At 38.8% G+C, this 26,977-nt stretch carries 24 protein-coding genes; 10 read left to right on the top strand and 14 right to left on the bottom strand.

Features of this window, described 5'->3' with window-relative positions; genetic code table 11:
- Positions 1 to 73 precede the first annotated feature (73 nt).
- Positions 74 to 1,723, bottom strand: coding sequence for a glucose-6-phosphate isomerase (gene pgi, locus J3U37_RS10220; protein ID WP_267329057.1), 1,650 nt, complete (start codon positions 1,721 to 1,723; stop codon positions 74 to 76).
- Positions 1,724 to 1,981: 258 nt separating this feature from the next.
- On the opposite strand from pgi, the gene J3U37_RS10225 reads away from it, so the two are divergent.
- A complete protein-coding gene (locus J3U37_RS10225; protein ID WP_220218242.1) occupies positions 1,982 to 2,731 on the top strand; it encodes an IclR family transcriptional regulator in 750 nt (249 codons plus the stop codon).
- 55 nt (positions 2,732 to 2,786) lie between these two features.
- Here the strand turns inward: J3U37_RS10225 and J3U37_RS10230 are convergent, their stop codons facing one another.
- Positions 2,787 to 3,929 carry an iron-containing alcohol dehydrogenase gene (locus J3U37_RS10230; RefSeq protein ID WP_267336351.1) on the bottom strand — a complete coding sequence of 381 codons (1,143 nt, stop codon included), beginning with the start codon at positions 3,927 to 3,929 and terminating at the stop codon, positions 2,787 to 2,789.
- Between the two features lie 222 nt (positions 3,930 to 4,151).
- Between J3U37_RS10230 and J3U37_RS10235 the strand changes: the two genes are divergently transcribed.
- From J3U37_RS10235 to yfaU, 7 genes are all read left to right on the top strand, one after another.
- Positions 4,152 to 5,069 (top strand): dihydrodipicolinate synthase family protein, encoded by a 918-nt coding sequence (locus J3U37_RS10235; protein ID WP_267374718.1) that lies wholly within the window; start codon positions 4,152 to 4,154, stop codon positions 5,067 to 5,069.
- A 14-nt stretch (positions 5,070 to 5,083) separates the two neighbouring features.
- Complete coding sequence (locus J3U37_RS10240; RefSeq protein ID WP_267374720.1) at positions 5,084 to 6,352, top strand: MFS transporter; 1,269 nt, start codon at positions 5,084 to 5,086, stop codon at positions 6,350 to 6,352.
- Positions 6,353 to 6,380: 28 nt separating this feature from the next.
- The gene (ilvD, locus tag J3U37_RS10245; RefSeq protein WP_267374722.1) at positions 6,381 to 8,093 is read left to right on the top strand and encodes a dihydroxy-acid dehydratase; all 1,713 of its coding nucleotides are present in this window, start codon (positions 6,381 to 6,383) and stop codon (positions 8,091 to 8,093) included.
- A 481-nt stretch (positions 8,094 to 8,574) separates the two neighbouring features.
- Complete coding sequence (locus J3U37_RS10250; protein ID WP_267374724.1) at positions 8,575 to 9,333, top strand: IclR family transcriptional regulator; 759 nt, start codon at positions 8,575 to 8,577, stop codon at positions 9,331 to 9,333.
- A gap of 27 nt (positions 9,334 to 9,360) precedes the next feature.
- A complete protein-coding gene (rhmD, locus tag J3U37_RS10255) occupies positions 9,361 to 10,566 on the top strand; it encodes an L-rhamnonate dehydratase (RefSeq protein ID WP_267336349.1) in 1,206 nt (401 codons plus the stop codon).
- 138 nt (positions 10,567 to 10,704) lie between these two features.
- A complete protein-coding gene (locus tag J3U37_RS10260; RefSeq protein WP_220218249.1) occupies positions 10,705 to 11,970 on the top strand; it encodes an MFS transporter in 1,266 nt (421 codons plus the stop codon).
- Between the two features lie 54 nt (positions 11,971 to 12,024).
- A complete protein-coding gene (yfaU, locus tag J3U37_RS10265; protein WP_267329051.1) occupies positions 12,025 to 12,831 on the top strand; it encodes a 2-keto-3-deoxy-L-rhamnonate aldolase in 807 nt (268 codons plus the stop codon).
- A gap of 751 nt (positions 12,832 to 13,582) precedes the next feature.
- Here yfaU and J3U37_RS10270 read toward each other — a convergent pair.
- From J3U37_RS10270 to J3U37_RS10315, 10 genes are all read right to left on the bottom strand, one after another.
- Positions 13,583 to 13,810: a hypothetical protein gene (locus J3U37_RS10270; protein WP_220218251.1), complete on the bottom strand. Its 228-nt coding sequence runs from the start codon at positions 13,808 to 13,810 to the stop codon at positions 13,583 to 13,585.
- Between the two features lie 16 nt (positions 13,811 to 13,826).
- Positions 13,827 to 14,759, bottom strand: a complete 933-nt coding sequence (metA, locus tag J3U37_RS10275; protein WP_220218252.1) for a homoserine O-acetyltransferase MetA — start codon at positions 14,757 to 14,759, stop codon at positions 13,827 to 13,829.
- Between the two features lie 267 nt (positions 14,760 to 15,026).
- Positions 15,027 to 15,839 carry an ATP-binding cassette domain-containing protein gene (locus tag J3U37_RS10280; RefSeq protein ID WP_267374728.1) on the bottom strand — a complete coding sequence of 271 codons (813 nt, stop codon included), beginning with the start codon at positions 15,837 to 15,839 and terminating at the stop codon, positions 15,027 to 15,029.
- Between the two features lie 22 nt (positions 15,840 to 15,861).
- Complete coding sequence (locus J3U37_RS10285) at positions 15,862 to 16,851, bottom strand: oligopeptide/dipeptide ABC transporter ATP-binding protein (protein ID WP_220218254.1); 990 nt, start codon at positions 16,849 to 16,851, stop codon at positions 15,862 to 15,864.
- A 2-nt stretch (positions 16,852 to 16,853) separates the two neighbouring features.
- Positions 16,854 to 17,714 carry an ABC transporter permease subunit gene (locus J3U37_RS10290; RefSeq protein ID WP_267374730.1) on the bottom strand — a complete coding sequence of 287 codons (861 nt, stop codon included), beginning with the start codon at positions 17,712 to 17,714 and terminating at the stop codon, positions 16,854 to 16,856.
- The gene (locus J3U37_RS10295) at positions 17,707 to 18,636 is read right to left on the bottom strand and encodes an ABC transporter permease subunit (RefSeq protein ID WP_220218256.1); all 930 of its coding nucleotides are present in this window, start codon (positions 18,634 to 18,636) and stop codon (positions 17,707 to 17,709) included. Before J3U37_RS10295 ends, J3U37_RS10290 begins: the two co-directional genes overlap by 8 nt.
- A 75-nt stretch (positions 18,637 to 18,711) precedes the next feature.
- Positions 18,712 to 21,477 carry a ribonuclease E gene (rne, locus tag J3U37_RS10300; RefSeq protein ID WP_267374732.1) on the bottom strand — a complete coding sequence of 922 codons (2,766 nt, stop codon included), beginning with the start codon at positions 21,475 to 21,477 and terminating at the stop codon, positions 18,712 to 18,714.
- 661 nt (positions 21,478 to 22,138) lie between these two features.
- Positions 22,139 to 22,429 carry a hypothetical protein gene (locus J3U37_RS10305; RefSeq protein WP_267374734.1) on the bottom strand — a complete coding sequence of 97 codons (291 nt, stop codon included), beginning with the start codon at positions 22,427 to 22,429 and terminating at the stop codon, positions 22,139 to 22,141.
- 294 nt (positions 22,430 to 22,723) lie between these two features.
- Complete coding sequence (locus J3U37_RS10310; protein WP_267374736.1) at positions 22,724 to 22,927, bottom strand: hypothetical protein; 204 nt, start codon at positions 22,925 to 22,927, stop codon at positions 22,724 to 22,726.
- 254 nt (positions 22,928 to 23,181) lie between these two features.
- Positions 23,182 to 23,322 carry a hypothetical protein gene (locus J3U37_RS10315; RefSeq protein WP_267374738.1) on the bottom strand — a complete coding sequence of 47 codons (141 nt, stop codon included), beginning with the start codon at positions 23,320 to 23,322 and terminating at the stop codon, positions 23,182 to 23,184.
- Between the two features lie 325 nt (positions 23,323 to 23,647).
- On the opposite strand from J3U37_RS10315, the gene syd reads away from it, so the two are divergent.
- Together syd and J3U37_RS10325 are read left to right on the top strand one after the other, a co-directional pair.
- Positions 23,648 to 24,187, top strand: a complete 540-nt coding sequence (syd, locus tag J3U37_RS10320) for a SecY-interacting protein (RefSeq protein WP_220218259.1) — start codon at positions 23,648 to 23,650, stop codon at positions 24,185 to 24,187.
- Between the two features lie 108 nt (positions 24,188 to 24,295).
- The gene (locus J3U37_RS10325; protein ID WP_220218260.1) at positions 24,296 to 25,471 is read left to right on the top strand and encodes an aromatic amino acid transaminase; all 1,176 of its coding nucleotides are present in this window, start codon (positions 24,296 to 24,298) and stop codon (positions 25,469 to 25,471) included.
- Positions 25,472 to 26,203: 732 nt separating this feature from the next.
- On the opposite strand, the gene J3U37_RS10330 is transcribed toward J3U37_RS10325, so the two are convergent.
- The gene (locus tag J3U37_RS10330; RefSeq protein ID WP_267374740.1) at positions 26,204 to 26,344 is read right to left on the bottom strand and encodes a hypothetical protein; all 141 of its coding nucleotides are present in this window, start codon (positions 26,342 to 26,344) and stop codon (positions 26,204 to 26,206) included.
- Positions 26,345 to 26,642: 298 nt separating this feature from the next.
- Positions 26,643 to 26,801, bottom strand: coding sequence for a hypothetical protein (locus J3U37_RS10335; RefSeq protein WP_267374742.1), 159 nt, complete (start codon positions 26,799 to 26,801; stop codon positions 26,643 to 26,645).
- Between the last annotated feature and the right edge of the window lie 176 nt (positions 26,802 to 26,977).

The following is a 26,977-nucleotide window of genomic DNA, read 5'->3' on the forward strand; positions in this document are numbered from 1 at the left end:
CATAAAAAAACCTTCAGTTTTCGCTGAAGGTTTTTTGTTGCAAAAACTCAAACACAGAGTTCAAATAATTGGTTTAACGCCATTTTTTGTATTGATTAATCAGGCTGTTGGTTGACTGATCATGTGAGCTAACGGGTTTATCATCCGCAAGTTCAGGTAAAATGCGACCAGCTAACTGCTTACCTAATTCAACGCCCCACTGATCAAAGCTAAAGATATTTAAAATAACGCCTTGCGTGAAGATTTTGTGCTCATACATCGCCACTAATGCACCTAAAGTATATGGCGTGATTTTTTTCACTAAAATAGAGTTGGTCGGTTTATTACCTTCAAAAACTTTAAATGGCACTATCGACTTAACGTCATCAAGTTTTTTACCGGCAGCAATAAACTCTTGTTCAACTTGCTCAGCGGTTTTACCAAAGGCTAACGCTTCTGTTTGCGCAAAGAAGTTAGATAATAATTTAGGATGATGATCACCAACTGGATTATGGCTGATTGCCGGTGCAATAAAATCACAAGGAATTAATTTTGTGCCTTGATGAATTAATTGATAAAAAGCATGTTGCCCGTTAGTACCTGGCTCACCCCAAATAATTGGGCCAGTGGTATAAGTTGTTTTCTTACCATTACGATCAACGCTTTTACCATTTGACTCCATATTGCCTTGTTGGAAATAGGCAGCAAAACGGTGCATATACTGATCATAAGGTAAAATAGCCTCAGTTTCTGCGCCAAAAAAGTTGTTATACCAAATACCAATTAAAGCAAGCAACGTCGGAATATTTTTTTCAATTGGTGCACTTTGGAAGTGCTTATCCATAGCATGACCGCCCGCTAAAAACTGTTTAAAATTATCAAAGCCAATGGATAACACAATCGATAAACCGATTGCCGACCAAGAAGAGTAACGACCACCAACCCAATCCCAAAACTCAAACATATTAGCAGTATCGATACCAAATTTTTCAACCTCTTTGGCGTTAGTTGAAAGCGCCACAAAGTGCAAGGCAACTGCTTTATCATCTTTAGCGGCATCAAGTAACCAGTCACGTGCGGTTTGGGCATTGGTCATCGTTTCTTGTGTGGTAAACGTTTTAGATGCTACTAAAAATAGGGTCGTTTCCGGATTTAAGCCCTTAAGTGCCTCAACAATATGTGTCCCGTCTACATTTGAAACAAAGTGCATGGTTAAATGATTTTTATAAGGGCGTAATGCTTCGGTAATCATCACCGGCCCTAAATCTGAACCGCCGATACCGATATTTACCACATCAGTAATTGCTTTACCGGTGTAACCTTTCCACTCACCGCTAATGACTTTTTTACTGAAAGATTCCATTTTTGCTAATACTGCATTGACCTCATCCATGACATTTTTACCGTCAACATAAATCGGCGTATTAGACACATTTCTTAATGCTACATGCAAAACAGCACGATCTTCAGTGCGATTGATTTTTTCGCCGCTGTACATCGCATTAATTGCGCCGTTTAAATCACACTCCTCAGCCAACTGATAAAGTTGCTTAAGGGTTGCTTGAGTAATACGGTTTTTAGACAGATCAACCAAAAACTCATCTTCAAAAGGGATACTGAGTTGTTCAACTCGGTTTGGCTCCTCTTTGAGGATTTGGGCAATGGTTTTATCTTTTTGTTGTTGATAGCTTGCTTGAAGGGATTTCCAAGAAGAGGTGGTAGTTGGATCAATTGACTTTAACATAAACTTATTCCTTAAATAATATTGCACTATTAACCATGATATAACTATGCATAACATGATGCAAGATAAGGATTTATCCTTCAAAATGAAGTAAGTAGAAAAAATAATAAAAGTTATTTTCTTTTCCTAATCAAATAACTTGAATATAATGTTAAAGATAAGATATTTGATACATTTAACCTTTCAAAAAAAGATTTTCTAACGAATGATAACCAATAAAATAAATAAATTTCGTAGATTATTATATTAGGATATTTCATGCCCAATATTCAGACGCTAGTACCAGCCTTAGATAAAATCGTTCGCATTTGTGATTATTTAGATAGTCATAAAGGTGCAACTTTTAGTCAAATATTTCAAGACCTTAGTTTACCTAAAAGCAGTACTTCAACACTACTTAATGCATTAGTTATGCATGGTATCTTACGTCAAGATCAAAATAAGTTTTATCTTGGATTAAAATTGCATCAATGGGGTGATAAATCGTTGGAACAGTTCGATATCACCCAAATCGCTCAGCCATTGATGACTAAATTAAGAGATCAAACCAACTTAACTTGTCATCTAGGTGTTCTTGATGGGCTCTATTCTGTCTATATTGCTAAAATTGAAAATGATCAGGCAATTGGCATTCGTACCTGGATTGGCAAAAAATTACCATTACATAGTTCAGGTATTGGTAAAGCCTTAATAGCTTGGTTACCGGATGAAAAAATCGACCAACTGATACCCGAAGACAAATTGCCCAAATATACCGACACCACCATAACCAGCAAAAAACAGTTAAAAAAAGAGCTGGCTAAAATCCGATCGCAAGGTTGGGCGTATGATAATCAGGAAGATGTAAAAGGCGTACATTGTATCGCAGCGCCGATATTTAATAAAAATCATGAACCAATTGCGGCGATAAGTATTTCCGGCGTTCTTTTTCAGCTACCGGTAGAGAAGATCGAAAAATACTCCGAGCTCGTCCGTAAAGCCTGCCAACAGCTAACCAATAAGTTTTAACAATATTGAATCATAACGATTCAATATTATTTTAACGCTTTTACTCAATACATTATTAAGCGATCTGCTTAAATAGCTCAATCAGTTTTTGTTTATCAAAAAATACCGGATTGGCACCAGCACAGGCATCTTTCATTGAATTTTCAGCTAATAATTCAAAATCAGGATTATTAACACCTAACTCCTTCAATGATTTAGGAATACCGACTTCTTGCGCTAAATCTTCAATTCTTTTAATCACATAATCAACACACTCTTGATCACTTTTATCTTTTGTATCAAAGCCAATGGTTTGTGCAATCACTCTAAATTTTTGTGGTGCATGTTTAGCATTTTCTTTCTCAACTACTGACAACAGCATCGCATTACAAACACCATGCGGTAAATCATAAAGCCCGCCTAATTGATGCGCCATAGCATGCACATTGCCTAGCCCGGCATTACTAAAAGCGATACCATTTAAAAAGCAGGCATAGCTCATCTGCTCTCTGGCTTGAATATCATCACCATTTTTAACCGCTCTGGCTAAATATTTAAAGGTTTGAGCGATAGCATATAATGCTGTTGAATCAGTAACATCCATCGCCCCTTTAGCAACCACCGCTTCAATTGCATGAGTTAACGCATCCATTCCGGTTGCAGCGGTTAAATTGGCAGGTTTGGAAATCATTAAATCCGGATCGCTAACGGTTATTGATGCCAACGTATTAGGATCGACCATAATCATTTTTACATGTCTACTTTCATCGGTAATAACATAATTAATGGTGACTTCAGCAGAAGTGCCCGCTGTGGTTGCTATTGCCACAATAGGCAAACATTTTTGTTTACTTTTATGCATCCCTTCATAATCGGTAATTTTGCCACCGTTGGTCGCCAAAACCGCAACGGCTTTACCACAATCTTGTGGAGAACCGCCACCGATTGAGACGATAAAATCGCATGCCGATTCTTGACATAACTTGAGTGCATTTTCAACATTGGCAACGGTTGGATTAGGTTTCACATCATAAAAAATAACTGATTCGATACCCTCTTTTTCTAAAATATCAACGACTTTATCGACCGTACCATTACCAAATAAAAACTTATCGCTAACCACAAATGCCTTTTTGCAATTCAATTTTTTTACGGGTACACCTAATTCAGACAGGCAACCTTTGCCTAATAAATTAACCGGCGGAATGTAATAAATCATATTTACCTCTTAAATTAATAACATCTTAAACAATTCCTAGAAAAGAACTTAATTTCATTATACGGAAAAAATAAACATGCAAAAAAAATAATTTTTACAATGAGAGGAGGATCACAAAATTTATTTTCTTTTGTATTTTCGGATTGCAATTGAAAATTTTTTCACCAATAATCCGTTCAAGACATAGAAATAAAGTTCTATATCATGAACAAAGGAGAAAAAATGAGTCTGGCAAAATTTAAAGGAATATTCCCACCCGTTCCGACAATCGTCGATAAACACGGGGATCTTGATAAAAAAGGGATGGCTAATTTATTAGATCATCTGATTAACAATGAAGCTGACGGAGTTTTGATTTTAGGTAGCGGTGGTGAGTTTTGTCATATGCCACCTAAACTCCGATTTGAAGTGGCTGAATTTGCGGTTAAGCATATCAAGCAACGCATTCCGGTCATGATTGGCATATCCAGCCCGAGTACCAAAGAAACAATTGAATACGGTCAACATGCAGCACAAATCGGCGCTGATGCCGTTTTGGTTGTCAATCCTTATTATGCTTTATTGAATAGTGAGGCGATTTATCACCATTATAAAACTGTTGCTGAAAATATTAATATACCGATTCTACTTTACAATTTCCCCGCATTAACCGGTCAAGATATTGGTATTGATGTCATTACCCGATTGGCAAAGGATGTGCCAAATATTATCGGGCTAAAAGATACCATTGATAACATTAGCCATACACGGGAAGTGATCAACCAAGTGCATGCTTTCCGGCCTGATTTTATCATCTTCAGTGGATTTGACGAGTATATGCTAGATACGCTGATTTTAGGTGGTCATGGCGGTATTCCGGCTACATTTAACTTTGCCCCTAAAATTACCAAGGGAATTTATAAAGCGTTCAAGCAAAAGGATTATGAAACAGCATTTACATTACAACGTCAATTAGCAAAATTGATGCCTATTTATGCAATTGAAACCCCATTTTTTGCTGTCATTAAACAAGCGATCAAACTCACCGGTATCGATATTTCAACTGAAGTTTTAGCGCCGGTAAAAAAACTACCAAACAACAAACAAGACTTATTAGTTGAACTATTAAAGTCGGCACAAATTCCTATTATCAATAAATAATTGGAGGGATCCATATGAATAATATTGAAAATAAAACCATTCCTAAAGGTCGTTGGAAACATATCATTCCAGCAACCATTTTAGTGTATATAGTGGCATACATGGACAGAACCAATATTGCCATTGGTATTGCAGGCGGAATGAATAAAGATTTAGGTATGACAGCATCGTTTGCCGGTCTTGTCGCAGGAATCTTTTTTATTGGTTATATCTTTTTACAAATTCCGGGTGGTCAAATAGCTGAACGATACAGCGCCAAAAAATTTATTGCATGGACGATTGTTGTTTGGGGAGGTTTTGCGGCGATAACAGGGTTTGTGCGTGATCCGATTCAACTACTTATCATCCGTTTTATATTGGGAGTTGCTGAAGGTGGCGTATATCCGGCTATATTAGCATTAATTGGGCATTGGTTTCCTAACCATGAAAGAGCTAGAGCAATAGCATTTTTCCAAATGAATTTAGCGGCAGCATCTATTATCACCGGTCCGTTATCTGGCTGGTTAATTGAAGTTTGGGGCTGGAGAGAGATGTTTATTATTGAAGGCATTATCTCGTTAGCATTGCTGTTTGTTTGGATGCCACTGGTTTGTGATTATCCACATCAAGCTAAATGGCTCGATCCAAAAGAACTCAATTGGTTAAATCAACAATTTGCCAAAGATAAAGCGCTGATAAAATTAGATGATAAAGCCAGTGTCAAAACCGTATTAAGCAGTATCAACTTATGGAAACTGGTGGCTATCTATTTCTTCTTCCAAATCGGTTTTTACGGTTTTGCCCTTTGGATGCCAATGTTAATTAAACAATTGACCGGTAGTGGTATGTCTATTGTAGGGCTATTAACCGCAGCGCCATACATTTTATGTATTTTCGGACAATATTATATTGCCAAATTATGTGACCAAACATTGAATCGTAGACTCTATACCGCCATTCCAATGATTGGATTTGCGATATGTTTAACATTATCAATATTATTAGAAAATTACACATGGCTGGCTTATGGAATGATGGTTTTATGTGGCTTTTTCCTACAAGCGTATGCCGGTCCATTTTGGACTTTACCCCCATTATTATTCCCGGCAAATGTGTTAGGCGGAGTACGAGGAACAATCAATGCGCTAGGTAATCTTGGCGGATTTATCGGTCCATATCTTGTTGGTTTATTAACCGTAACCGTAAGTAAAAATGCAGGATTGTATACCTTAGTTGGGGCGTTAATTATGGCAATACTGTTATTGTTCACGCTACCGGCTATCACCGCAAAACCAACAAAATAAAAAAATTAAAACTGCATTGGAGGATATTATGCAACAGAAATGTAAATTTGCCAGGGATCTATGGTCACAATTAGACGCATTACGAATGGGAATGAATTATACCGTTGAAGATACTGAAAAACCACAAGTGCTAATTGACGACTGTTATGGAGAAAGCCACCCCGGAAGTTATCACCTCGATAGTTTAGGTTATGAAGTTATGCTTGGTGTACATGAGCGGAGTGGACGCTCTGTACGTAGTCATGTCACCGATATATGTGACGGCTGGGGGCAAGGTCACGACGGCATGAATTATATACTAGCATCAAGAGAAGCTATCGCAAATATGGTCGAAATTCATGGATCGGTCATACCCTATGATGCCGCGGTACTTATTTCAAGTTGTGATAAATCTGTACCGGCTCATCTTATTGCCGCAGCACGACTTGATATACCATTAGTGCATGTTCCGGGCGGATCGATGCGCCCTGCTCCCAATATGACAACCTCAGACTTAGGCGGTGCCACTGCACAATATAAAAAAGGCGAGATTGATATTAAACAAATTCAAACCTTACAAAGATGTGGTTGTCCTACCGCTGGGGCATGTCAATTTATGGGTACCGCAAGTACCATGCAATGTATGTCCGAAGCGCTGGGATTAGCGCTTCCGGGTAGTGCATTAGCGCCATCGACCATGTCTGAAATTCGAAGAATGGCCAGATCGGCCGGACACCATGCCATGTATCTAGCCAAAGAAGGGATAACAGCAGGTAAAATCCTTACACCCGCAGCATTTGAAAATGCCATAAAAGTCCACGCAGCAATCAGTGGTAGTACCAATGCGCTCATTCACTTACCGGCAATTGCCCATGCAGCAGGCTTCGAGTTAACAGCAGATGTCTTTGATCGAATCAACAATACCGTACCTTACCTCACCAATGTACAACCTAGCGGGCAATATGTCACCGAATTATTATGGTTCGCCGGCGGTATCCCTATGGTGCAATGGATGATTAAAGACTTACTTGATCTGGATGTCATGACCGTGACCGGACATTCATTAGGTGATAATTTGGAAATGATGCAGCAAACCGGTTTCTTTGACCGAAATTTAGGCTATTTGCATAATTACAAATTACAACGAAATGATTTAATCCGCCAACCTAACCAAGAAAAAATGGGATCTATCGCCGTTTTAAAAGGCAATATCGCTCCGGACGGAGCCGTTATCAAATACACGGCTTGTAGTGCTGATATGCATAAACATACAGGGCCGGCAAAAGTTTATAATTCTGAAGAAGCCGCTCAAGAAGCTATTATTAATAATCGGGTTAACCCTGGCGATGTTATTTTTATCTGTTATGAAGGACCAAAAGGATCAGGTGCGCCAGAAATGCTAATGACCACGGATGCGATTGTCTTTGATAAACGTCTCAATGGAAGTGTTGCGTTGATCACTGACGGTCGTTTTTCAGGTGCGACACATGGGCCATGTATTGGTCATGTATCGCCGGAAGCGGCTGAAGGCGGTCCAATTGCCCTTGTTGAAGATAATGATATTGTCGAAATTGATGTCCACGCAAGAAAACTCAATATTATTGGTATTAATGGCGAAATGAAATCTGCACAAGAAATTGCTGAAATATTTTCTCAACGAAAACAACAATGGACGCCACCGGATTATTCCAACCGAAAAGGCGTGTTTAAGCAATATACTCAAAAAGCTAAATCATTAATGGCGGGTGCATATATAGAATAACAATAACACAAAGTGCCACCTATCAACATTCGTGGCACTTTAAAGTCAAGATCGTATTTACAGTAGGCAACAGCGATAAAATACCGCCCATGGCGATATAGAAGATCCTATCGGCAAACAGATACTAAATAAATGCAGCGTATTGATACAAACCTTTTAAAACGGTTTAGCCGATAAAACCTTAAATAGAAACAGATCTACTAAAAATGATCTTATTTGTTACCACTAAATCGATTCTAACTAAAACCAATTTAATTTAAGACAAAACACAAACAAAAAAATTTAATCAATCAAACTTGCTGAAATTCCTCTATATTGGAATAACAACAAAAATTCCAATATAGAGGAATAACCATTTGTTAATTATAGATTTTTTATGATCAAGTTCACAATTATGCAATCAAATAGTTGTTCCGGAATTTGATAATCGTAAAATCGACTTATCCAATATACAGGATAAAAGTACAATATATGGGAATGTATGTCTAAAGTACCCGCTTTACAAAGAACAGTTAAAATTCTTACTTTAATCGCTTCTAAAGGTAAGTGTAGTGCCGCCGAAATAATCAGTAATCTACAAATACCTAAGAGCTCCGCTTATCTATTATTAGAAGAACTAAAATCGTATCAATTTATCAAACAAGATCAGAACGGTGATTATTTTTTATGGATAAAATTAGTTGAGTTAGGTGAACTGGCTTCAAATTGTTTTGATATAAGAGAAATAGCCAAAAAACATCTTGCCCGATTAACCAATCACACCGGGCTTTTAACTCATCTGGGCATTTTAGACAACAATACCGCTTACTATATTTTGAAATGTGAATCACACAGCACAATCAGTGTGCGTTCTTATGTCGGCAAACAAGTATCCCTTTATCGTTCCGGCGTCGGAAAATGCTTATTAGCATTCCAACCTAGTGAAAAAATAGCCGAAATTGTTAAGCAACTGTCCTTCGAACAAAAAACCACAAATACAATCATGACCACCAGCGCCTTACATACAGAATTAGCAAAGATTCGTCAACAAGGCTGTAGTTTTGATAATCAAGAGGATTATATCAATATAAGATGTATAGCTGCTCCCATATTTAATGCACAAAACAATATCGCAGCGGCCATATCTGCTGTAGGAACAACATTTCAAATAACCGATAAAGTCATACCGGAAATCACAACTAAAATTAAGGAGTGTGCAAAAGATATCTCAAAAGAGTTGGGCTGTCTTATGTACGAATAATTTTTGTAACACAAAAGGAGAAAGTAGATGAAACTACCTAAAATAAAAGAAATAAGGGCTTATTTTATGGGAGGAGCAACCGCCGAAAAAGGGAGCGGCGGGGCAGACTATCACGATCAGGGCGGCCACCACTGGATCGACGACCATATCGCCACGCCAATGAGTAAGTATAAAGAGTATGAACAATCGCGTCAATCTTTTGGTATTAATGTCCTTGGCACACTGATTGTTGAAGTTGAAGCTGATAATGGTCAAACAGGATTTGCCGTATCAACCGGCGGAGAAATGGGATGTTTTATTGTAGAAAAACACCTAAATCGATTTGTTGAAGGAAAATGTGTTTCTGATATCAAATTAATTCATGATCAAATGCTCAACGCAACCATGTATTACGCCGGATCCGGTGGATTAGTGATGAACACCATATCGTGCGTTGATCTTGCCCTTTGGGATCTGTTTGGAAAAGTCACGGATCTGCCTGTATACAAATTATTAGGCGGTGCCGTCCGTGATGAAATTCAATTTTATGCAACCGGCGCTCGTCCGGATTTAGCCAAATCAATGGGATTTATTGGCGGTAAGATGCCAACGCATTGGGGACCGCATGACGGTGATCAAGGAATAGAGAAAGATGCGCAAATGGTTGCCCAAATGCGAAAGGCATGCGGTGAAGATTTTTGGTTAATGCTAGATTGCTGGATGAGTCAAGATGTCAACTATGCAACAAAACTCGCTCACGCATGTGCGCCTTATAACTTAAAATGGATCGAAGAGTGTTTACCTCCCCAACAATATGAAGGATACCGTGAATTAAAACGCAATGCCCCACCGGGAATGATGGTCACATCCGGTGAACATCATGGAACGATTCAATCATTTAGAACATTATCTGAAACAGGTATTGATATCATGCAACCCGATGTTGGCTGGTGTGGTGGTTTAACCACGTTACTGGAAATTGCAGCCATTGCAAAATCAAAAGGACAACTAGTTGTGCCTCATGGTTCATCGGTGTATTCCCACCATGCAGTCATTACATTTACCAATACCCCATTTAGTGAATTTTTAATGACAAGCCCCGATTGTTCAACGCTACGCCCTCAATTTGATCCAATACTGATTGATGAGCCTGTTCCTGTGAATGGGAAAATTCATAAATCAGTGCTTGATAAACCAGGTTTTGGTGTTGAATTAAATCGTGAATGTAAATTCATTCGTCCTTATTCTCATTAATGATATGAAGAAAAAAACGATTGTTGATTAATGATTGCAGTTTTACAAAAACGTTAAAACTGCAATGTAAGATCCAATAATCTTCTTCATATGAACACTATCTACATCTCTATCATATGTATGGAGAGGGGGGTTTTTATGTCTAATATTCTTGAAAAAGCGGTAAGTAAAACCCGTTTAAGACTTGTACCATTTATGTTAGTGCTTTATGTATTAGCTTTTTTAGATCGTGCAAATATTGGTTTTGCTAAATCTGCCTATCAAATAGATACCGGACTAAGTAACGAAGCATTTGCGCTTGGCGCCGGAATATTCTTCGTCGCTTATGCTTTTTTAGGTGCACCGGCCAATTTATTAATGCGCAAATTTGGCGCCCGCTATTGGATTGGTGGAACAACTTTAGTATGGGGATTTTTATCCGCTGCAATGGCTTATGCAGATTGTGAATGGAAATTCTTAGCGGTACGGGTACTACTGGGTATGGCTGAAGCGGGCTTCTTCCCCGGTATGATCTACTTAACTTCGCAATGGTTTCCGCAAAAGTATCGTGCCGGAATAATGGGGCTATTTTATATGGGAGCACCTTTAGCGCTCACATTTGGATCACCGCTATCCGGCGCTTTGTTAGAAATGCATGGCTTTTTAGATCGCCCCGGTTGGTACTGGATGTTTATTATCGAAGGCGTGCTTGCCGTGATAGCCGGTGTTATCACCTTCCTTTATCTTGATGACAACATCAGTGATGCCAGATTTCTCAATGAAAATGAAAAACAGGCATTACAAGCAAAATTATCATCCGAAGAAAGTGTAAAAACGACATCTAAAATAATCGATGCTATCAGTAATATTACCGTTTGGCATCTGGCCATTATCTACATGATCATTCAAATAAGTGTTTATGGACTTATTTTCTTTTTACCCACTCAAGTTGCCCAATTAATGGGAACTACAGTTGGATTTAAAGCATCTTTAGTGGCAGCGATTCCATGGATTGCCGCACTATTTGGCACTTATTTTATTCCGCGATATTCTGACAAAGTAGGTGAACGACGAAATATCGCCGCAATAACCCTACTCATCGCCGGTTTAGGCATCGGGATTTCAGCCCTTGCCAGCCCTACCATTGCAATTATTGCGCTGTGTTTTGCCGCTATTGGTTTTATTGCCGTGCAACCTGTTTTTTGGACGATACCAACTAATCTGTTATCCGGCGCAGCGCTTGCCGCTGGTATCGGCTTTATCAACATGTTTGGTGCATTTGGTGGTTTTTTTGCGCCAATTATCCGTGTAAAAGCCGAAACAGTTTTTAATAACAATATGGCTGGTTTACTCACTTTAGCGTTAATCACGATAATCGGTACCTTAACCATATTTATGCTAAAACAGACTAACAAAAATAGTTAATAAACTGAGCTTATTGATTTTATCAATAAGCTCCTAAAAATTTGGAATAACACAATGAAAAATTTATTGGAAAACGAATTTAAACAACAAATTACAAAGGGAAATTTACAAATTGGGCTTTGGTTATCGTCCGCAACATCCTATATGGCTGAAATTGCAGCCACATCACAATATGACTGGTTGCTTATTGACGGTGAGCATGCACCAAATACCGCTCAAACACTACTGACACAACTTCAAGCCATTGCGCCATATAAAGCGCATCCGGTCGTACGCCCTTTAGAAGGTCAGCAAGCAAATATTAAACAGATTTTAGATATTGGCTCACAAACATTATTAATTCCCATGGTCGAAACGGCCAAACAAGCTAAAGAAATCGTTTCAGCAACACGTTATCCGCCGGAAGGGATTCGCGGTGTCGGGGCGAGCGTGGCAAGAGCCGCCCGGTGGGGAAAAATTGAAAACTACATGCAAAAAGTGAATGATTCGCTTTGCCTGCTGGTGCAAGTAGAAAGCAAAAAAGCATTAGAAAATCTTGATGAAATTGTGATGACTGACGGCATTGACGGGGTATTTATTGGTCCAGCCGATTTGTCCGCCTCCTTAGGTTATCCCGACAATGCAGGACATGAAGAAGTCCAAAAAATCATTGAAAAAACGATCAAAAGAATTAGGCAATTAGGTAAAGCGGCAGGATTTTTAGCGGTCGATATCGAAATGGCCAAAAAATGTATTTCATGGGGAGCAAATTTCGTTGCCGTTGGTGTTGATACCATGCTGTATATGCAAGCGCTTGATGAAAGATTAAGCCACTTTAAACAGCTAGAAAAAACAAATCAATCATCTAATGTTTCTTATTAATTAAGAAAGATAGCCAACTTACATAAAAAACAAAGAAATTAAATAAACCCCAGTCCTATGGGTAAACTCGATTTTTTTAAATTTGAATAACCAAAAGGCGTCAGTGGGGTTTTTCCTAGGCTTTAACCGTTAATTTTGCTATGCAAATGTGCGAGTAGATCATGGCAGACAAGCTAAGCACAATTTACTAACACTCATCAACCGTTACGACACAATCGAAAAATAGTTATTGAGTAGCTAAACAACGGCAACAAGCATACAGCCGAAAATACCCAAATAGAACAATCGAAGTTAATCCAAAAAACCATAAAAATGTATCATTTACCTATAATAATAGCCCCGATATCAATAATGATATCAACGATTCAGATACAATGATTGTGATTGAATAAATGTGAGTGTAAAAAAATATTATTTAATTTTTTTATTTCTAATAAAAGGATGTCTTATTGTTTCCACCCAATTTGTTGCAAAAATAGCAGCTATGATAAAAAAGCAAGCTGAATAAAGAATAAAATAATTATCGATTGTGTAAAAAAAAATTTTACGTTCGCTACAAACTGTTATTTGAAAAAAAACCATTGCATATGTCAATATAATTGCAAATCGGCGTTTCCATCTCAAACTATTATTATATTTATAATCTTTTTCAGTAAAACGCCGAAAATAATAACAAATCCAAAGAGTGGTGATTGATATAAAATAATAGATAAAAACAACAATTATTAGCATCAATAATCATCCTTAAAATTTATTTAATCTCATATTGTTCACCATTTGGACTTATACAACGATAGTAATGTCCGGGTGCTTCTTCATTTTCATCAAATGTGAGTACGTGAACTATCACACAACTATCAACTAAATTACCTACATTCGTGATTTTTTCCGGTTCAGATAGACTTAATAACGATTGATTTATACCTTTATCATAAACAAAAATATTTTTTAAATATCTTCTATTACGGACTTTAGCCAAACCATATCATTAAAAATTAATCATCAATCGTCAAATTACGAGTGGTTAAATCAAACGGTGTTAATTGATACACATAGTAGTTAAGCCAGTTGCTAAAGAGTAAATAAGCGTGGCTTCGCCATGTTGCTTTGGGGGTTAAATCGGGGTTATTTTCCGGAAAATAGTTATAAGGAATATCCGGATTTATTCCTGCTTTCAAATCCCGATAATACTCATTGGCTAAGGTAAACGAGTCATATTCCGGATGACCGGTGACAAATGCCATTCGTTTATCGGCGGTTGCCATTAAATAAGGTCCGGCTATATCTGATTCGGCCAAAATCATTAAATCGGTATAGTTTTTAATTTTATCAATCGGAAAATCGGCATACCTTGAATGTGGCGCTAAAAAAGCATCGTCAAAACCACGGGTTAAAATCGCATTAGGTTGTAAAATTTGGTGTTGATAAACGCCCGATAATTTATGGTTACGGGTGAATTTTGGCAAATCATACAGCACATTTAATGCCGCTTGTACCGCCCAACAAACAAACATCGTTGAGGTCACATGCTCTTTTGCCCAAGCGATGATTTGAGCAAGCTTAGGCCAGTAAACCACATCAGAAAATGCGACTTTACCTAATGGAGCACCGGTAATAATCAATCCGTCAAAATTTTGCTGACAAATATCATCAAAATCACAATAAAAGCTATTTAAATGTTCAACCGGAGTATTTTTTGATTCACGTTGATCGATACGTAATAACTGGATATTGACTTGTAGTGAAGAGTTAGACAGTAACCGTAAAAATTGATTTTCGGTCTCTATTTTTTTGGGCATTAAATTGAGGAACAGGAGCTTAAGCGGTCGAATTTCTTGGGTATTGGCACGAGACGACGTCATCACAAATACATTTTCATTACGAAGCACATCAACAGCAGGTAATGAATCAGGAATACATATTGGCATAACAAAACTCCTAAAAAACAATAAATAATTTTAAACCTCTAAAATAGACGTCTAGAAATCTTTATAGCTAAATATAATGTGTTTTAGCAAGTTTGTCGAGAATTTTATCAGATATATTCGATAAGATATTTCAAACAAAATCAGACAAATAGTCATGATTGCTGATGATTATTCGCACGGATTAATCATGCTTATTTTACGATATGATTTGAACAGTAAAACAGCATAGTAAATAACGTATTTAAAAGCGTGATAAAAAAAGTATGGTTAAAAAGCCCGTGTATCGGTACGCCAGGTATCGGCAGTCAATGCTTCACCAAAATAGCTATTGATCAGCTTTTGGGTGATATCACTTAATGGCGAGGCTAATACTTCTGCGGTATTACCGGATTCGACAAGATCGCCATTATGCATCACTAAAATTTCGTCGCTGATATGTTTCATCATGCCGATATCCTGAGTAACATACACATACGAGATATTATGCTCAGCTTGCAGTGAAAGCATTAAATTGACAATCTGCGAACGCATAGAGATATCTAAAGCGGCTAACGCCTCGTCGAGAATAATCACCTTAGGTTTTAAAATCAGTGCCCGAGCCAGTGCAACACGCTGTTTTTGCCCGGCGGCCATGACTGACGGATAATAAGAAGCATGTTCCGGCAATAGTCCGACTTGTTTCAATACGTCACTGATCATCTTTTCCCGTTCAAAAGCATCATACTGAGTATTGCACTTTAACGGTATTTCCAGCAATTGACCAATGCGTAGTCTTGGATCGAACGAGCTTTCAACATGTTGGAAGATCATACGAATTAATTGAGAACGGGAACTGAAATCACCATACTCGACTTTGCCACCGTCGATCCAAATATCACCGCTATCGGGTTTAATCATACCGACCAACATTTTAGCCAATGTTGATTTACCGGAGCCATTTTGCCCAATAATGGCTAAGGTTTTGCCTTCGTTTAATGAGAAGGATATCGGTTTAACAGCATCGATATACAAATGCCCAAACAGACCTTTTGGGATCTTAAATCGCTTTGATAAGTTACGCACTTTTAATATTGGATTCATGTTATCTTCCTACTATCTATGGTTACTCATCAATATTTAAAGGAAAGTGGCAAGCAACAGCATGATCTTTTATCGGAATAAGTTCGGGTGCTTGAATACATTTTTTTTGCGCATACGGACAACGAGGACCCAACCGACAACCGATCGGTAAATGTTCTAACGAAGGAATAACACCGGGCAAAGTATTTAACGGACTTTTGTGCGGCATTGATTTACCAAAATCAGGGATCGCATAAATCAAAGCTTGAGTATAGGGGTGATAAGGCGACTTGATCAGATCTTCACTATCAGCAACCTCTACCGTTTGACCACAATAAAGGACATTAATGCGATCTGTCCACCTTGTTACCATTTGTAGATCATGACTAATGAGCAAAATGGTGGTCCCCATATTTTGATTCATACTCGCCAATAACCGAAAGATTTGGGCTTCGGTTGTGGCTTCCATTGCGTTAGTTGGCTCATCGGCAATCAGTAATTTAGGCTGATTTGCCAGTGCAATGGCTATCATGACTTTTTGACATTCGCCTTCGGTTAGTTCAAACGGATAAGATTTTAAGATCTCTTTATGATCTTTAATCCCAACCCGATGTAAAAGTTCGATCGCCCGATTTTTTCGCCAAAACAGGCGTTGCCAAAAGTGTCCTTTAAACGTTCGACGAGGAATTGCTTCAATTAATTGTTGCCCGATTTTCATGGAAGGATCTAAGCACGACTGAGGCTCTTGGAACACCATTGAGATATTGGCACTGATCACTTTACGACGCTGTTTTGGCGTCAATTTGAGCAGATCAATATCATTAAAATAGAATCTATCGGCAGAAATTTTCCAATTATGATTGGTGACCCCTAAAATAGCTTTAGCAATCAGGCTTTTACCCGAACCAGACTCACCCACTAACCCACGAATTTCACCTTCAGACAGTTTTAAATTTACCCGATCAATGGCTCGTAACAGACCGTCAGGCGTGATAAATTCTATGGTTAAATTTCGAATATCTAACAATGCCATAATTATTGCCCTGCTCGTTGGCCATATAATCCATAATTGAATAAATAAACCAGTGTAATTGTAGCAGAAACAGCCAATCCGGGCGCTAAAAATGCCAAAAAGTTGGTGTCGATAATATCTTTCATGGTATACATCATCATCCCTAAATCAGGCCGTGAATAGTCATTGGCAAAGCCTAAAAAAGTGATAGTGGTCATCGCTAAGATAATTGACCCAAACAGTGAAACAATTTCCGTTAAATAAAGCGGTAAAATATTTGGCAAAATATAGTGATTTAAAATGGTAACACGTGACAAGCCGTCTAGTCGATAGGCGGTAATGTATGTCTTATTCCACTCTTTTATCACTCGCTGATGAATATTATAGATAAAGCGTGGTGCATAAGATAAACCGATAATAATTAATACGTTGGTAATATCATCTCCCAGCAATAAACTGACAACAATGACCCCCAGCAGTGGCGGTACCACCATAAAGAATCGAAAGATAAAAAGAATGAATGGCCGTATAAAAGCGACAAAAAACATCAAATAATTAATTATCCCGCCAATTACAACCACATAAAACACCGCTTTTAGAGTCATGGACATTGTGGAGCGATAACCGATTAGCAGATAATCAAAAATATCTTGCCCTTGATGATTGGTGCCCAATATATGATTGATATCACCATTTGCCCACCATGCCGGCGGTAACGAAGCAACATAAATTGGATTTAAATGGGCATGGAAAAACCATTTGGTTGACACTGCCACAAAGGTGATTGCTAATATGCCATAAAAACCGACAATCGAGAAAAGATTACTATGAAGCTTATTAAAAAATAACTTAATGTTTTTTAATATATTAGCTGAGTTATACATAATGCTCCTTACGGCGCAGTGGATAAATCGCAACAGCGGTTATTTCACCTAATAGGGTTAATAAACTAATCACTGTCCCACAAGCAAGAATAGCAATGGAGATAATAAAATAGTTGTGATGACGATATGCTATCATCACCCACTGCCCTAAGCCAACCCGATTAAAGAGAATTTCGATCACCATAGTTGAAAATAACAGTGTCGTGGTATTATAGGTCAACTGCGGTATCGTGTTCGGAATTGAATTAGGTAATAAATGACGTCGTAACACTCTAAAGGGTGAACGTTCCCGAATAATCGCCATTTTAATATAATTTTGCCGTGAGGTACTTTTGACATTTTGGCTAATTAATTGAATAGTCATAATACTTGGCTGAATGGCAAGTATAATTGTTGGCAGCATCAGATAATGTAGTTGATCAAGTATCGCACTTAGCTTATCTGTTCTTGATGAGGTAAAAATATCCAACAAAGAAACGCCGGATACTGAAGGCGATACGTTATAGTTAATCAATACCGTCCAATTTGGTGATATTAAGTGCATCACCACCACAACCAGCATGACTATCGGGCAAGAATAAAATAGCAGACAGCTCAACCGAATCGAACTATTAAGCCAATTAATGTTACTAAGACCCAATAAAATACCGAGCGGTAAACCAATGAGTAACGCCACGATTAACGCCAAAATACACAGCTCAAAAGTCGCTAATAAAGTGTGTAAAAATGGCACGGTTTCACCCGACATCAATCTAAATTGTCCTTGTAGCAATTGCTTGAAAAAAGCTATATAGGCATCGCTAAAATTCAGATTTTGAAAGGTGGAATGAGGAACAAAATAGACAAGACAAAAGCTAATCTGAGCCAGTACGCAGATAATAAATAAAAACGTTACTATTTTTTTAAATATATAGGTAATCATTGTTTATCTTTATCGCTTTAGTGATTGATAAAATAACGGTGAAGATTATCACCGTTATTTTAGATGAAGTATCGATTAGTCATCCGATACCATTGGTTTGCCTGCGGCGGCATAAGCATGGTCTTGAGCACTTAAACCACCAGCATTCCCTTTACCGGCATAATTATAATCTGACTCTTGTCGTGATTTTATTTCTGCTTCACTGACAACATAATCAGGCGCTGGCGCTTTGGTCATTGCTGAAGAGGCGCTACCGGTTGATGAATGCGTGGTATCAGCCGTTTGCTCAGTTTCAGTTTTAGTTTCAGTCGCCGTTTCTTGCTCAGGCTCTGATACCAGTTCGAGTTGTTGCGGTACTTGTTGCTCAGACTTTTGCTCACTTGCCACAACGCTTTTTGTTGTTTGCGGCGCAACCGCTTCACTTACCTCAACTGTTTGCTCAACAGCATCCACATTGCTACTTACTTCATCTTCCGGTTTAACAATAACCGGTAATAAGAGTGAAGGGATCACAACTCGTGTTGGTGTATTGGATTGAGTTTGGCTGACCACTTGACTGTAGTCAATAGCAACCCGACCCAAAGCCAACTCTAACGATGCCGCAGCAAATGGTAATGGCATTGGTGAGGTTTTCAGCTCATTATTTTTCAACCGACGCTTATTACGTGGCCCATTCATACGTAAATGACGGGATGTACGACGTTGGCGTTTAGGTTGAGCGTCCGATGCGGCCGCTTGAGTCTCATCACGCACAATTATCGGTAATAATAACGACGGAATAACAACACGCTCTTGCTGAGCAGGTGCGGTAGCTTCGCTATTTTTTACCCGAACACTTTTGGTTAATGCACGTTGCTGACGTCTTGGTTTAACCTCTTTGACCTTCGGTTGCGGCGCTTCATTAACGGTTTTTTCTGCTTTAACATTGTTATTGGCATTGTTGTTAGCATTAGCATTGTTATTAGCATTATTATTTTGTTTACTGCGACGATTATTGCTACGAGTTGTCTCTTTTACTTCATCGCTCGCGGCATTATTGCTATTGTTCGCTGTATGATTATTTTTGTTGTTACGTCGACGATTATTCGAACGTTGGTTATCACGTTTACGGGTCGGTTTCGGTTTAACTTCTGGTTCCGGCTCCGGTTTTTTCGCAACAAACAGGTTACGAATTTTGCTAAACAGACCACCAAATAAACCGGTCGATTTTTCAACCTTCGGTTCGTTGTTCGCCTTGCCGGTACCACACGCTTCAACTTTAGGACCGGATAAGACCGCTTGTTCAACCACAACTTCGGCAACTTGCTCTTCTTCTTCGTCTTCAAGTTCACGAATCAATTTCGGTAGATTGTAACTTAACACATCAGTTTCTTCGCCAGTACGCTTACGGATCACTTTATAAAGCGGTGTTTCCATCTCTTCATCAGCGGCAATGACGATTTTGACATCCGGATGCATTCTTTCAATATTGGTAATGGCTCGTCTTTTTTCGTTCAGCAAGTAACTGGCGATCGGCACCGGCACAATCACATCGATTTGAACAGTATTATCTTTCATCGCTTCTTCTTGAATTAAACGAAGAATCGAGAGCGATAATGAGTTGTTATCACGTACCGTACCTGTACCTTGACAACGAGGACAAATATGATGGGTTGCTTCACGTAACGACGGGCTTAATCGCTGGCGAGACATCTCAAGTAAACCAAAGCGAGAAATACGGGTTGTTTGTATTCTTGCTCTATCGGTTTTCATCGCCTCTTTTAAGCGGTTTTCAACTTCACGTTGATTACGTACCGGTGTCATATCGATAAAGTCGATAACAATTAAGCCACCTAAGTCACGTAAACGTAACTGACGGGCAATCTCTTCTGCCGCTTCTAAGTTAGTATTAAATGCGGTCTCTTCAATATCACTCCCCCGAATTGATTTAGCGGAGTTAATATCAATTGCAGTTAATGCTTCCGTTGCATCAATCACAATCGAACCACCAGAAGGTAACCTGACTTCACGTTGGAAAGCCGATTCAATTTGCCCTTCAATTTGGAAATGGTTAAATAAAGGCACATCACCGTCATACAATTTAAGACGATTAACATACTCAACCCGCCCTAAATCAACTAAACGTTTTTTAGCAATTTCGAGCACTTTCGGATTATCGATTAAAATGTCACCGACATCATCACGTAAATAATCACGAAATGCACGGGTGATAATATCACTTTCTTTATGAATCAAACTCGGTGCCGGGTGATTTTTAGCTTCGTTTTGAATGGCTGTCCAATAGGTAACCAGTGCATTTAAATCTTGTTGTAACTCTTCCTGACTTTTGCCCACACCAGCTGTTCTAGCGATAACGCCCATACCTTTTGGCTTTTCTAAGGCATCAATGATACGTTTTAAATCATCACGATCTTCACCTTCAATACGGCGTGAAACACCGCCGGCACGTGGATCGTTTGGCATTAAAACAAGATAACTACCGGCAAGGCTAATATAGGTTGTTAACGCCGCCCCTTTTTTGCCTCGAATCTCTTTTTCAATTTGAATTAAAACTTCCTGCCCTTCTTGTAAATGTTTAATACTACGACGACCAGAAATATTAGACGGGAAATAACTTTCAGCGATCTCTTTTAACGGTAGGAAACCATCTCGCTCACCACCATAAGAGACAAAAGCGGCTTCTAAACTTGGATTGATTTTAGTGATTTTACCTTTGTATATATTGGCTTTTTTTTGCTCATGTCCAAGACTTTCGATATCTAAATCATACAAGCGTTGGCCATCAACAAGGGCAACACGCAGCTCTTCTTGCTGGGTTGCGTTGATCAGCATTCTTTTCATTATTCTACACTCTTAATTAATCTTAATTAATTGTAGGTAGGATTTTATTATTAATAAATGCTTATTTTAACAATGATAAATAATGCTACTGACTAAATATTCTCGTATACGGCATTCATTATTTTATTTGTGTTATTTTTGTTATTATTTTATGTGAATCCTGTATAACGCAAACAATATCAATACGATACTTCACTTTAGAACTAATGGTTGCAAAAACTAACTTTTAATTCAAAAGATTGGTGCAATTTGTCAACACCATTAAACTTATTACTATTGATATTATTGCTATGATTAATTTGCAAACTTCGGTTTGTAAGCGACTTTTGGCAAACCAATTAAATCTTTATATGATTGTTTAAAATAAACATATTATTTAATTATAATAATTCTACTTACGCTATTTTATTTTTTGATAAATTGTAATGTCTAACGCCATTGCTGCATTACACGGATAAAATTATCCCCGCTTATTATTCACGTTTCAGCGAAGGATAGCAAGTAAATTAAACTTGCTATTTTATCGACAGTTAGCCAATCTTTTTTTTATTTTGCCAAGATACTATTGATAATATTGACAATATATTTTCTATATCGGTATTTTTATACTGAAACACAGGTGTTTTCTGAAAATTCTTGTCAAGATTTTGTGTTTTTTTGCTTAAACACCTATATTTTCTGAAAGTTTTTGACAAGGTTTTACTTTCTTTGAAAGTTGTAAGTTTTTTGGTTTGTGGGTTTCGGACGCTGTGAATTGGTCAATATTTTCATTTCGGTGACTGCGTCCGAATAGGGGGATTTTTTGCGAAATCCCCCTATACCCCCTCGCAGCACCACCCAAAGCGGTCTTCGACTGCCCTCCGCCTTCGTTCGGTCTTAACGCACCGGCGCTGATTTGTTCCGGACAAAGCAGCGCCTCGCCAAACATCCCTGTTTGGCGTGCTAACCTCACTCAGTTGTCGGCGCTTTGTGAAGGTGCGGGTTGGTGCACTTGTATGCTTTTGGGAAAGGTAAGGATTTGGGTTTTGGGGTATTTTAAAAAAACACCTTAATGCTTTGTTTTATACTTAAACAAGGGTGTTTTCTGAAAGTTCTTGTCAAGGGTTTGTATTTTTTGCTTAAACGCCTATGTTTTCTGAAACTTTTTGACAAGGTTTTTATTTCGTTAAAAGTTGCGGTTTTTTGGTTTGCAGGTTTCGGACGCTGTTGATTGGTTGATATTTTCATTTCGGTGTCTGCGTCCGAATTAGGGCGATTTTATGCGAAATCCCCCTAATAACCCCCTCGCAGCACCACCCAAAGCGGTCTTCGACTGCCCTCCGCCTTCGTTCGGTCTTAACGCACCGGCGCTGATTTGTTCCGGACAAAGCAGCGCCTCGCCAAACATCCCTGTTTGGCGTGCTAACCTCTCTCCGTTGTCGGCGCTTTGTGAAGGTGCGGGTTGGTGCATTTGTTTGCTTTTGTGGAAGGTAAGGATTAGGGTTTGGGAATATTTTGGAAATATCTTAAACTTTTGTTTTTATACTTAAACATGGGTATTTTCTGAAAGTTCTTGTCAATGGTTTGTGTTTTTTGCTTAAACGCCTATGTTTTCTGAAACTTTTTGACAAGGTTTTTATTTCGTTAAAAGTTGCGGTTTTTTGGTTTGCAGGTTTCGGACGTTGTTGATTGGTTGATATTTTCATTTCGGTGTCTGCGTCCGAATTAGGGGGATTTTATGCGAAATCCCCCTAATAACCCCCTCGCAGCACCACCCAAAGCAGTCTTCGACTGCCCTCCGCCTTCGTTCGGTCTTAACGCACCGGTGCTGATTTGTTCCGGACAAAGCAGCGCCTTACTAAACATTCTTGTTTGGCGTGCTAACCTCTCTCAGTTGTCGGCGCTTTGAGAAGGTGCGGTCTGGTGCATTTGTTTGCTTTTGTGGAAGGTAAGGATTAGGGTTTGGGAATATTTTGGAAATATCTTAAACTTTTGTTTTTATACTTAAACATAGGTATTTTCTGAAAGTTCTTGTCAAGGGGGTGTGTTTTTGCTTAAACACCTATGTTTTCTGAAACTTCTTGACATTTTGGTGCACTTTATCATGATGCGAGAAAGATTATCGTGTATATCGCAATACAATCAGTATAATACGACAATAATATAGCAATAAAAGAGATTTAGATTGTTAATGAGTGTTCCTGAAAAAAAAGCCTTAATTGATTTTACCACACGCTGGATAAAGCAGTTTGACAACGCCCCTAAAAGTGAAGAGTTGCATGCCATACCTTCACCTTGCATAATCAAAACAGAGCAGCTAGCGGTATACTGGCAACCTTTTTTACTACAGCCGGCAAAAACGTTAGCTATTGCCGAACAACTGGTCGGCATTACCCTTCAACAAAGTGCCCATATTTTTTATGGCACGCAATATGCCGGCAATATGTCTGCAAAATTTGAACAGACAAATTTAGTGTTGCTCCAAGCGTGGAATGATGATGACTTCTCTAATCTTGAACAAAATATAATCGCCCATTTATTGCAACAAAAAAAATTAAGACGATTACCGACAATATTTATTGCCGCTACCGATGAAAGTACCGAAATTGTGGCATTAAATAACCTAACTGGCGAAGTGGTAATTGAAGACCTAATTAGCGGTGAAGTGCGCCCATTGGCAGAAAATTTAACTTGTTTTCTCAATAAGTTAACCGTTTTGCCAGCAGCGTAAGTTGACCCCTAAAAATTATTTATCGGTTTAACATCATTAACGAAATTGTAAAGTACAAAATAATGTGTTTATAATGCGTTGAGAGTCATTAAAGGAAATAGGTGAATTATGTTTGAATATTTACTCCAAGCACCAGCTGATCCCATTTTAGGACTAGCGGATCTCTACAACAGTGATGAACGTACCAACAAAATAAATCTTAGCGTTGGGGTTTATAAAGATGAAACCACCAAAACACCTATTTTAGAGAGTGTGAAAAAGGCAGAACGTCTATTATTAGACGAAGAAACAACAAAAAGTTATTTGCCTATTGATGGCGTCCCTCTATTCAACCTTGCAACTCAAAAACTGCTTTTCGGCAGTGAAATGGAGCGAGCACGTACCGCCCAGGCACCCGGCGGAACAGGCGCTTTACGCATTATGGCGGACTTTTTATCACGCCGCACAAAAGTAAAACGCATCTGGGTAAGCAACCCTTCATGGCCTAATCATCGCAGTGTTTTCCAAACCGCCGGACTTGAAGTGCGTGAATACCGTTATTACGATGCACAAAATCATGGACTTGATTTTGCCGGATTAATGGAAGATTTAAACCTTGTCACCGCTGGTGAAGCGGTACTATTTCATGGTTGTTGCCATAATCCAACCGGCATCGACCCTACACCAGAGCAATGGCAAGCTATCTCTGAGCTAGCGCTAAAAAATGGCTGGCTACCGCTATTTGATTTAGCTTATCAAGGATTTGGACAAGGGATTGAAGAAGATGTCTATGGATTGCGACTTTTTGCCAATCATCATCCTGAACTGTTGATTGCCAGCTCATATTCGAAAAACTTTGGACTTTACAATGAACGGGTTGGCGCATTTACCTTAATTGCTGCTGATGCTGAAATTGCCGATCGTAGCTTTAGTCAAGTTAAAACAATTATTCGAGCCAATTACTCTAATCCGCCGGCACATGGCGCTAAAATTGTCTCTTATATTTTAAACAATGATGAACTAAAAGAAGAGTGGATCGACGAATTAACCAGCATGCGCCAACGTATACACCGTATGCGACAACTGTTTGTCAAAACACTGCAAGATAAAGGTGCCAATCAAGACTTTAGTTTTATTGCAAAACAAAACGGTATGTTTTCTTTTAGCGGACTGAGTGAAGAACAAGTACTGAAATTACGTGATAATTATGGGATTTACATTGTAAATTCCGGACGTATTAATGTTGCCGGTATGACGCTGGATAATATGTCCAGACTTTGTGAGTCGATCGTTGATGTATTATAAACCGTAGCCAGTGGCTTGATAATATTCTGATGTTATCAAGCCGTGAAGATCACATCCTTTAAGAGGCGTTATAGTTTAAAACCACACTGGTTTTATACTTAAACGTATATGTTTTCTGAAAGTTCTTGTCAGTGATTTGTGTTTTTTGCTTAAACACCTATGTTTTCTGAAACTTCTTGACAAGGTTTTTATTTCTTTAAAAATTGCGGGTTTTTAGTCCGCAGGTTTCGGACGCTGTTAATCTGTCGATATTTTCATTATGGTATCAGCGTCCGAATTAGGGGGATTTTTTGCGAAATCCCCCTAATAACCCCCTCGCAGCACCACCCAAAGCGGTCTTCGACTACCCTCCGCCTTCGTTCGGTCTTAACGCACCGGCGCTGATTTGTTCCGGACAAAGCAGCGCCTCGCCAAACATCCCTGTTTGGCGTGCTAACCTCTCTCAGTTGTCGGCGCTTTGTGAAGGTGCGGTCTGGTGCACTTGTTTGTTTTTGTGGAAGGTAACGGTAGGGTTTTGGGATATTTTGGAAATATCTTAAACTTTTGTTTTATACTGAAACGTAGGTGTTTTCTGAAAGTTCTTGTCAGTAATTTGTTTTTTTGCTTAAACACCTATATTTTCTGAAACTTTTTGACAAGGTTTTTATTTCTTTAAAAATTGCGGGTTTTTAGTCCGCAGGTTTCGGACGCTGTTAATCTGTCGATATTTTCATTATGGTGTCTGCGTCCGAATTAGGGGGATTTTTTGCGAAATCCCCCTAGTAACCCCCTCGCAGCACCACCCAAAGCGGTCTTCGACTGCCCTCCGCCTTCGTTCAGTCTTAACGCACCGGCACTGATTCGTTCCGGACAAAGCAGCGCCTCGCCAAACATCCCTGTTTGGCGTGCTAACCTCGCTCAGTTGTCGGCGCTTTGTGAAGGTGCGGTCTGGTGCACTTGTTTGCTTTTGTGGAAGGTAATGGTATGGGAATTTGGATATTTTAAACAATATCTTAAAATTTTGTTTTTATACTTAAACGTATATGTTTTCTGAAAGTTCTTGTCAGCGGTTTGTGTTTTTTGCTTAAACACCTATATTTTCTGAAACTTCTTGACAAGGTTTTTATTTCTTTAAAAATTGCGGGTTTTTAGTCCGCAGGTTTCGGACGCTGTTAATTTGTCGATATTTTCATTATGGTATCAGTGTCCGAATTAGGGGGATTTTTTGCGAAATCCCCCTATACCCCCTCGCAGTACCACCCAAAGCGGTCTTCGACTGTCCTCCGCCTTCGTTCGGTCTTAACGCACCGGCGCTGATTTGTTCCGGACAAAGCAGCGCCTCGCCAAACATCCCTGTTTGGCGTGCTAACCTCGCTCAGTTGTCGGCGCTTTGTGAAGGTGCGGTCTGGTGCATTTGTTTGTTTTTGGGAAAGGTAACGGTATGGGTTTTGGGATATTTTGGAAATATCTAAAACTTTTGTTTTTATACTGAAACATAGGTGTTTTCTGAAAGTTCTTGTCAGTGAT

This window comes from Gilliamella sp. B3172, assembly GCF_026536465.1.
Lineage (GTDB): Bacteria > Pseudomonadota > Gammaproteobacteria > Enterobacterales > Orbaceae > Gilliamella.

Bases quoted from the DNA above. Each gene is read 5' to 3' on its own strand.
- pgi (WP_267329057.1), bottom strand. From the start codon at position 1,723: ATGTTAAAGTCAATTGATCCAACTACCACCTCTTCTTGGAAATCCCTT.
- J3U37_RS10225 (WP_220218242.1), top strand. From the start codon at position 1,982: ATGCCCAATATTCAGACGCTAGTACCAGCCTTAGATAAAATCGTTCGC.
- J3U37_RS10230 (WP_267336351.1), bottom strand. From the start codon at position 3,929: ATGATTTATTACATTCCGCCGGTTAATTTATTAGGCAAAGGTTGCCTG.
- J3U37_RS10235 (WP_267374718.1), top strand. From the start codon at position 4,152: ATGAGTCTGGCAAAATTTAAAGGAATATTCCCACCCGTTCCGACAATC.
- J3U37_RS10240 (WP_267374720.1), top strand. From the start codon at position 5,084: ATGAATAATATTGAAAATAAAACCATTCCTAAAGGTCGTTGGAAACAT.
- ilvD (WP_267374722.1), top strand. From the start codon at position 6,381: ATGCAACAGAAATGTAAATTTGCCAGGGATCTATGGTCACAATTAGAC.
- J3U37_RS10250 (WP_267374724.1), top strand. From the start codon at position 8,575: ATGTCTAAAGTACCCGCTTTACAAAGAACAGTTAAAATTCTTACTTTA.
- rhmD (WP_267336349.1), top strand. From the start codon at position 9,361: ATGAAACTACCTAAAATAAAAGAAATAAGGGCTTATTTTATGGGAGGA.
- J3U37_RS10260 (WP_220218249.1), top strand. From the start codon at position 10,705: ATGTCTAATATTCTTGAAAAAGCGGTAAGTAAAACCCGTTTAAGACTT.
- yfaU (WP_267329051.1), top strand. From the start codon at position 12,025: ATGAAAAATTTATTGGAAAACGAATTTAAACAACAAATTACAAAGGGA.
- metA (WP_220218252.1), bottom strand. From the start codon at position 14,759: ATGCCAATATGTATTCCTGATTCATTACCTGCTGTTGATGTGCTTCGT.
- J3U37_RS10280 (WP_267374728.1), bottom strand. From the start codon at position 15,839: ATGAATCCAATATTAAAAGTGCGTAACTTATCAAAGCGATTTAAGATC.
- J3U37_RS10285 (WP_220218254.1), bottom strand. From the start codon at position 16,851: ATGGCATTGTTAGATATTCGAAATTTAACCATAGAATTTATCACGCCT.
- J3U37_RS10290 (WP_267374730.1), bottom strand. From the start codon at position 17,714: ATGTATAACTCAGCTAATATATTAAAAAACATTAAGTTATTTTTTAAT.
- J3U37_RS10295 (WP_220218256.1), bottom strand. From the start codon at position 18,636: ATGATTACCTATATATTTAAAAAAATAGTAACGTTTTTATTTATTATC.
- rne (WP_267374732.1), bottom strand. From the start codon at position 21,477: ATGAAAAGAATGCTGATCAACGCAACCCAGCAAGAAGAGCTGCGTGTT.
- J3U37_RS10310 (WP_267374736.1), bottom strand. From the start codon at position 22,927: ATGCACCAACCCGCACCTTCACAAAGCGCCGACAACGGAGAGAGGTTA.
- J3U37_RS10315 (WP_267374738.1), bottom strand. From the start codon at position 23,322: ATGTTTAGTAAGGCGCTGCTTTGTCCGGAACAAATCAGCACCGGTGCG.
- syd (WP_220218259.1), top strand. From the start codon at position 23,648: ATGAGTGTTCCTGAAAAAAAAGCCTTAATTGATTTTACCACACGCTGG.
- J3U37_RS10325 (WP_220218260.1), top strand. From the start codon at position 24,296: ATGTTTGAATATTTACTCCAAGCACCAGCTGATCCCATTTTAGGACTA.
- J3U37_RS10330 (WP_267374740.1), bottom strand. From the start codon at position 26,344: ATGTTTGGCGAGGCGCTGCTTTGTCCGGAACGAATCAGTGCCGGTGCG.
- J3U37_RS10335 (WP_267374742.1), bottom strand. From the start codon at position 26,801: ATGTTTGGCGAGGCGCTGCTTTGTCCGGAACAAATCAGCGCCGGTGCG.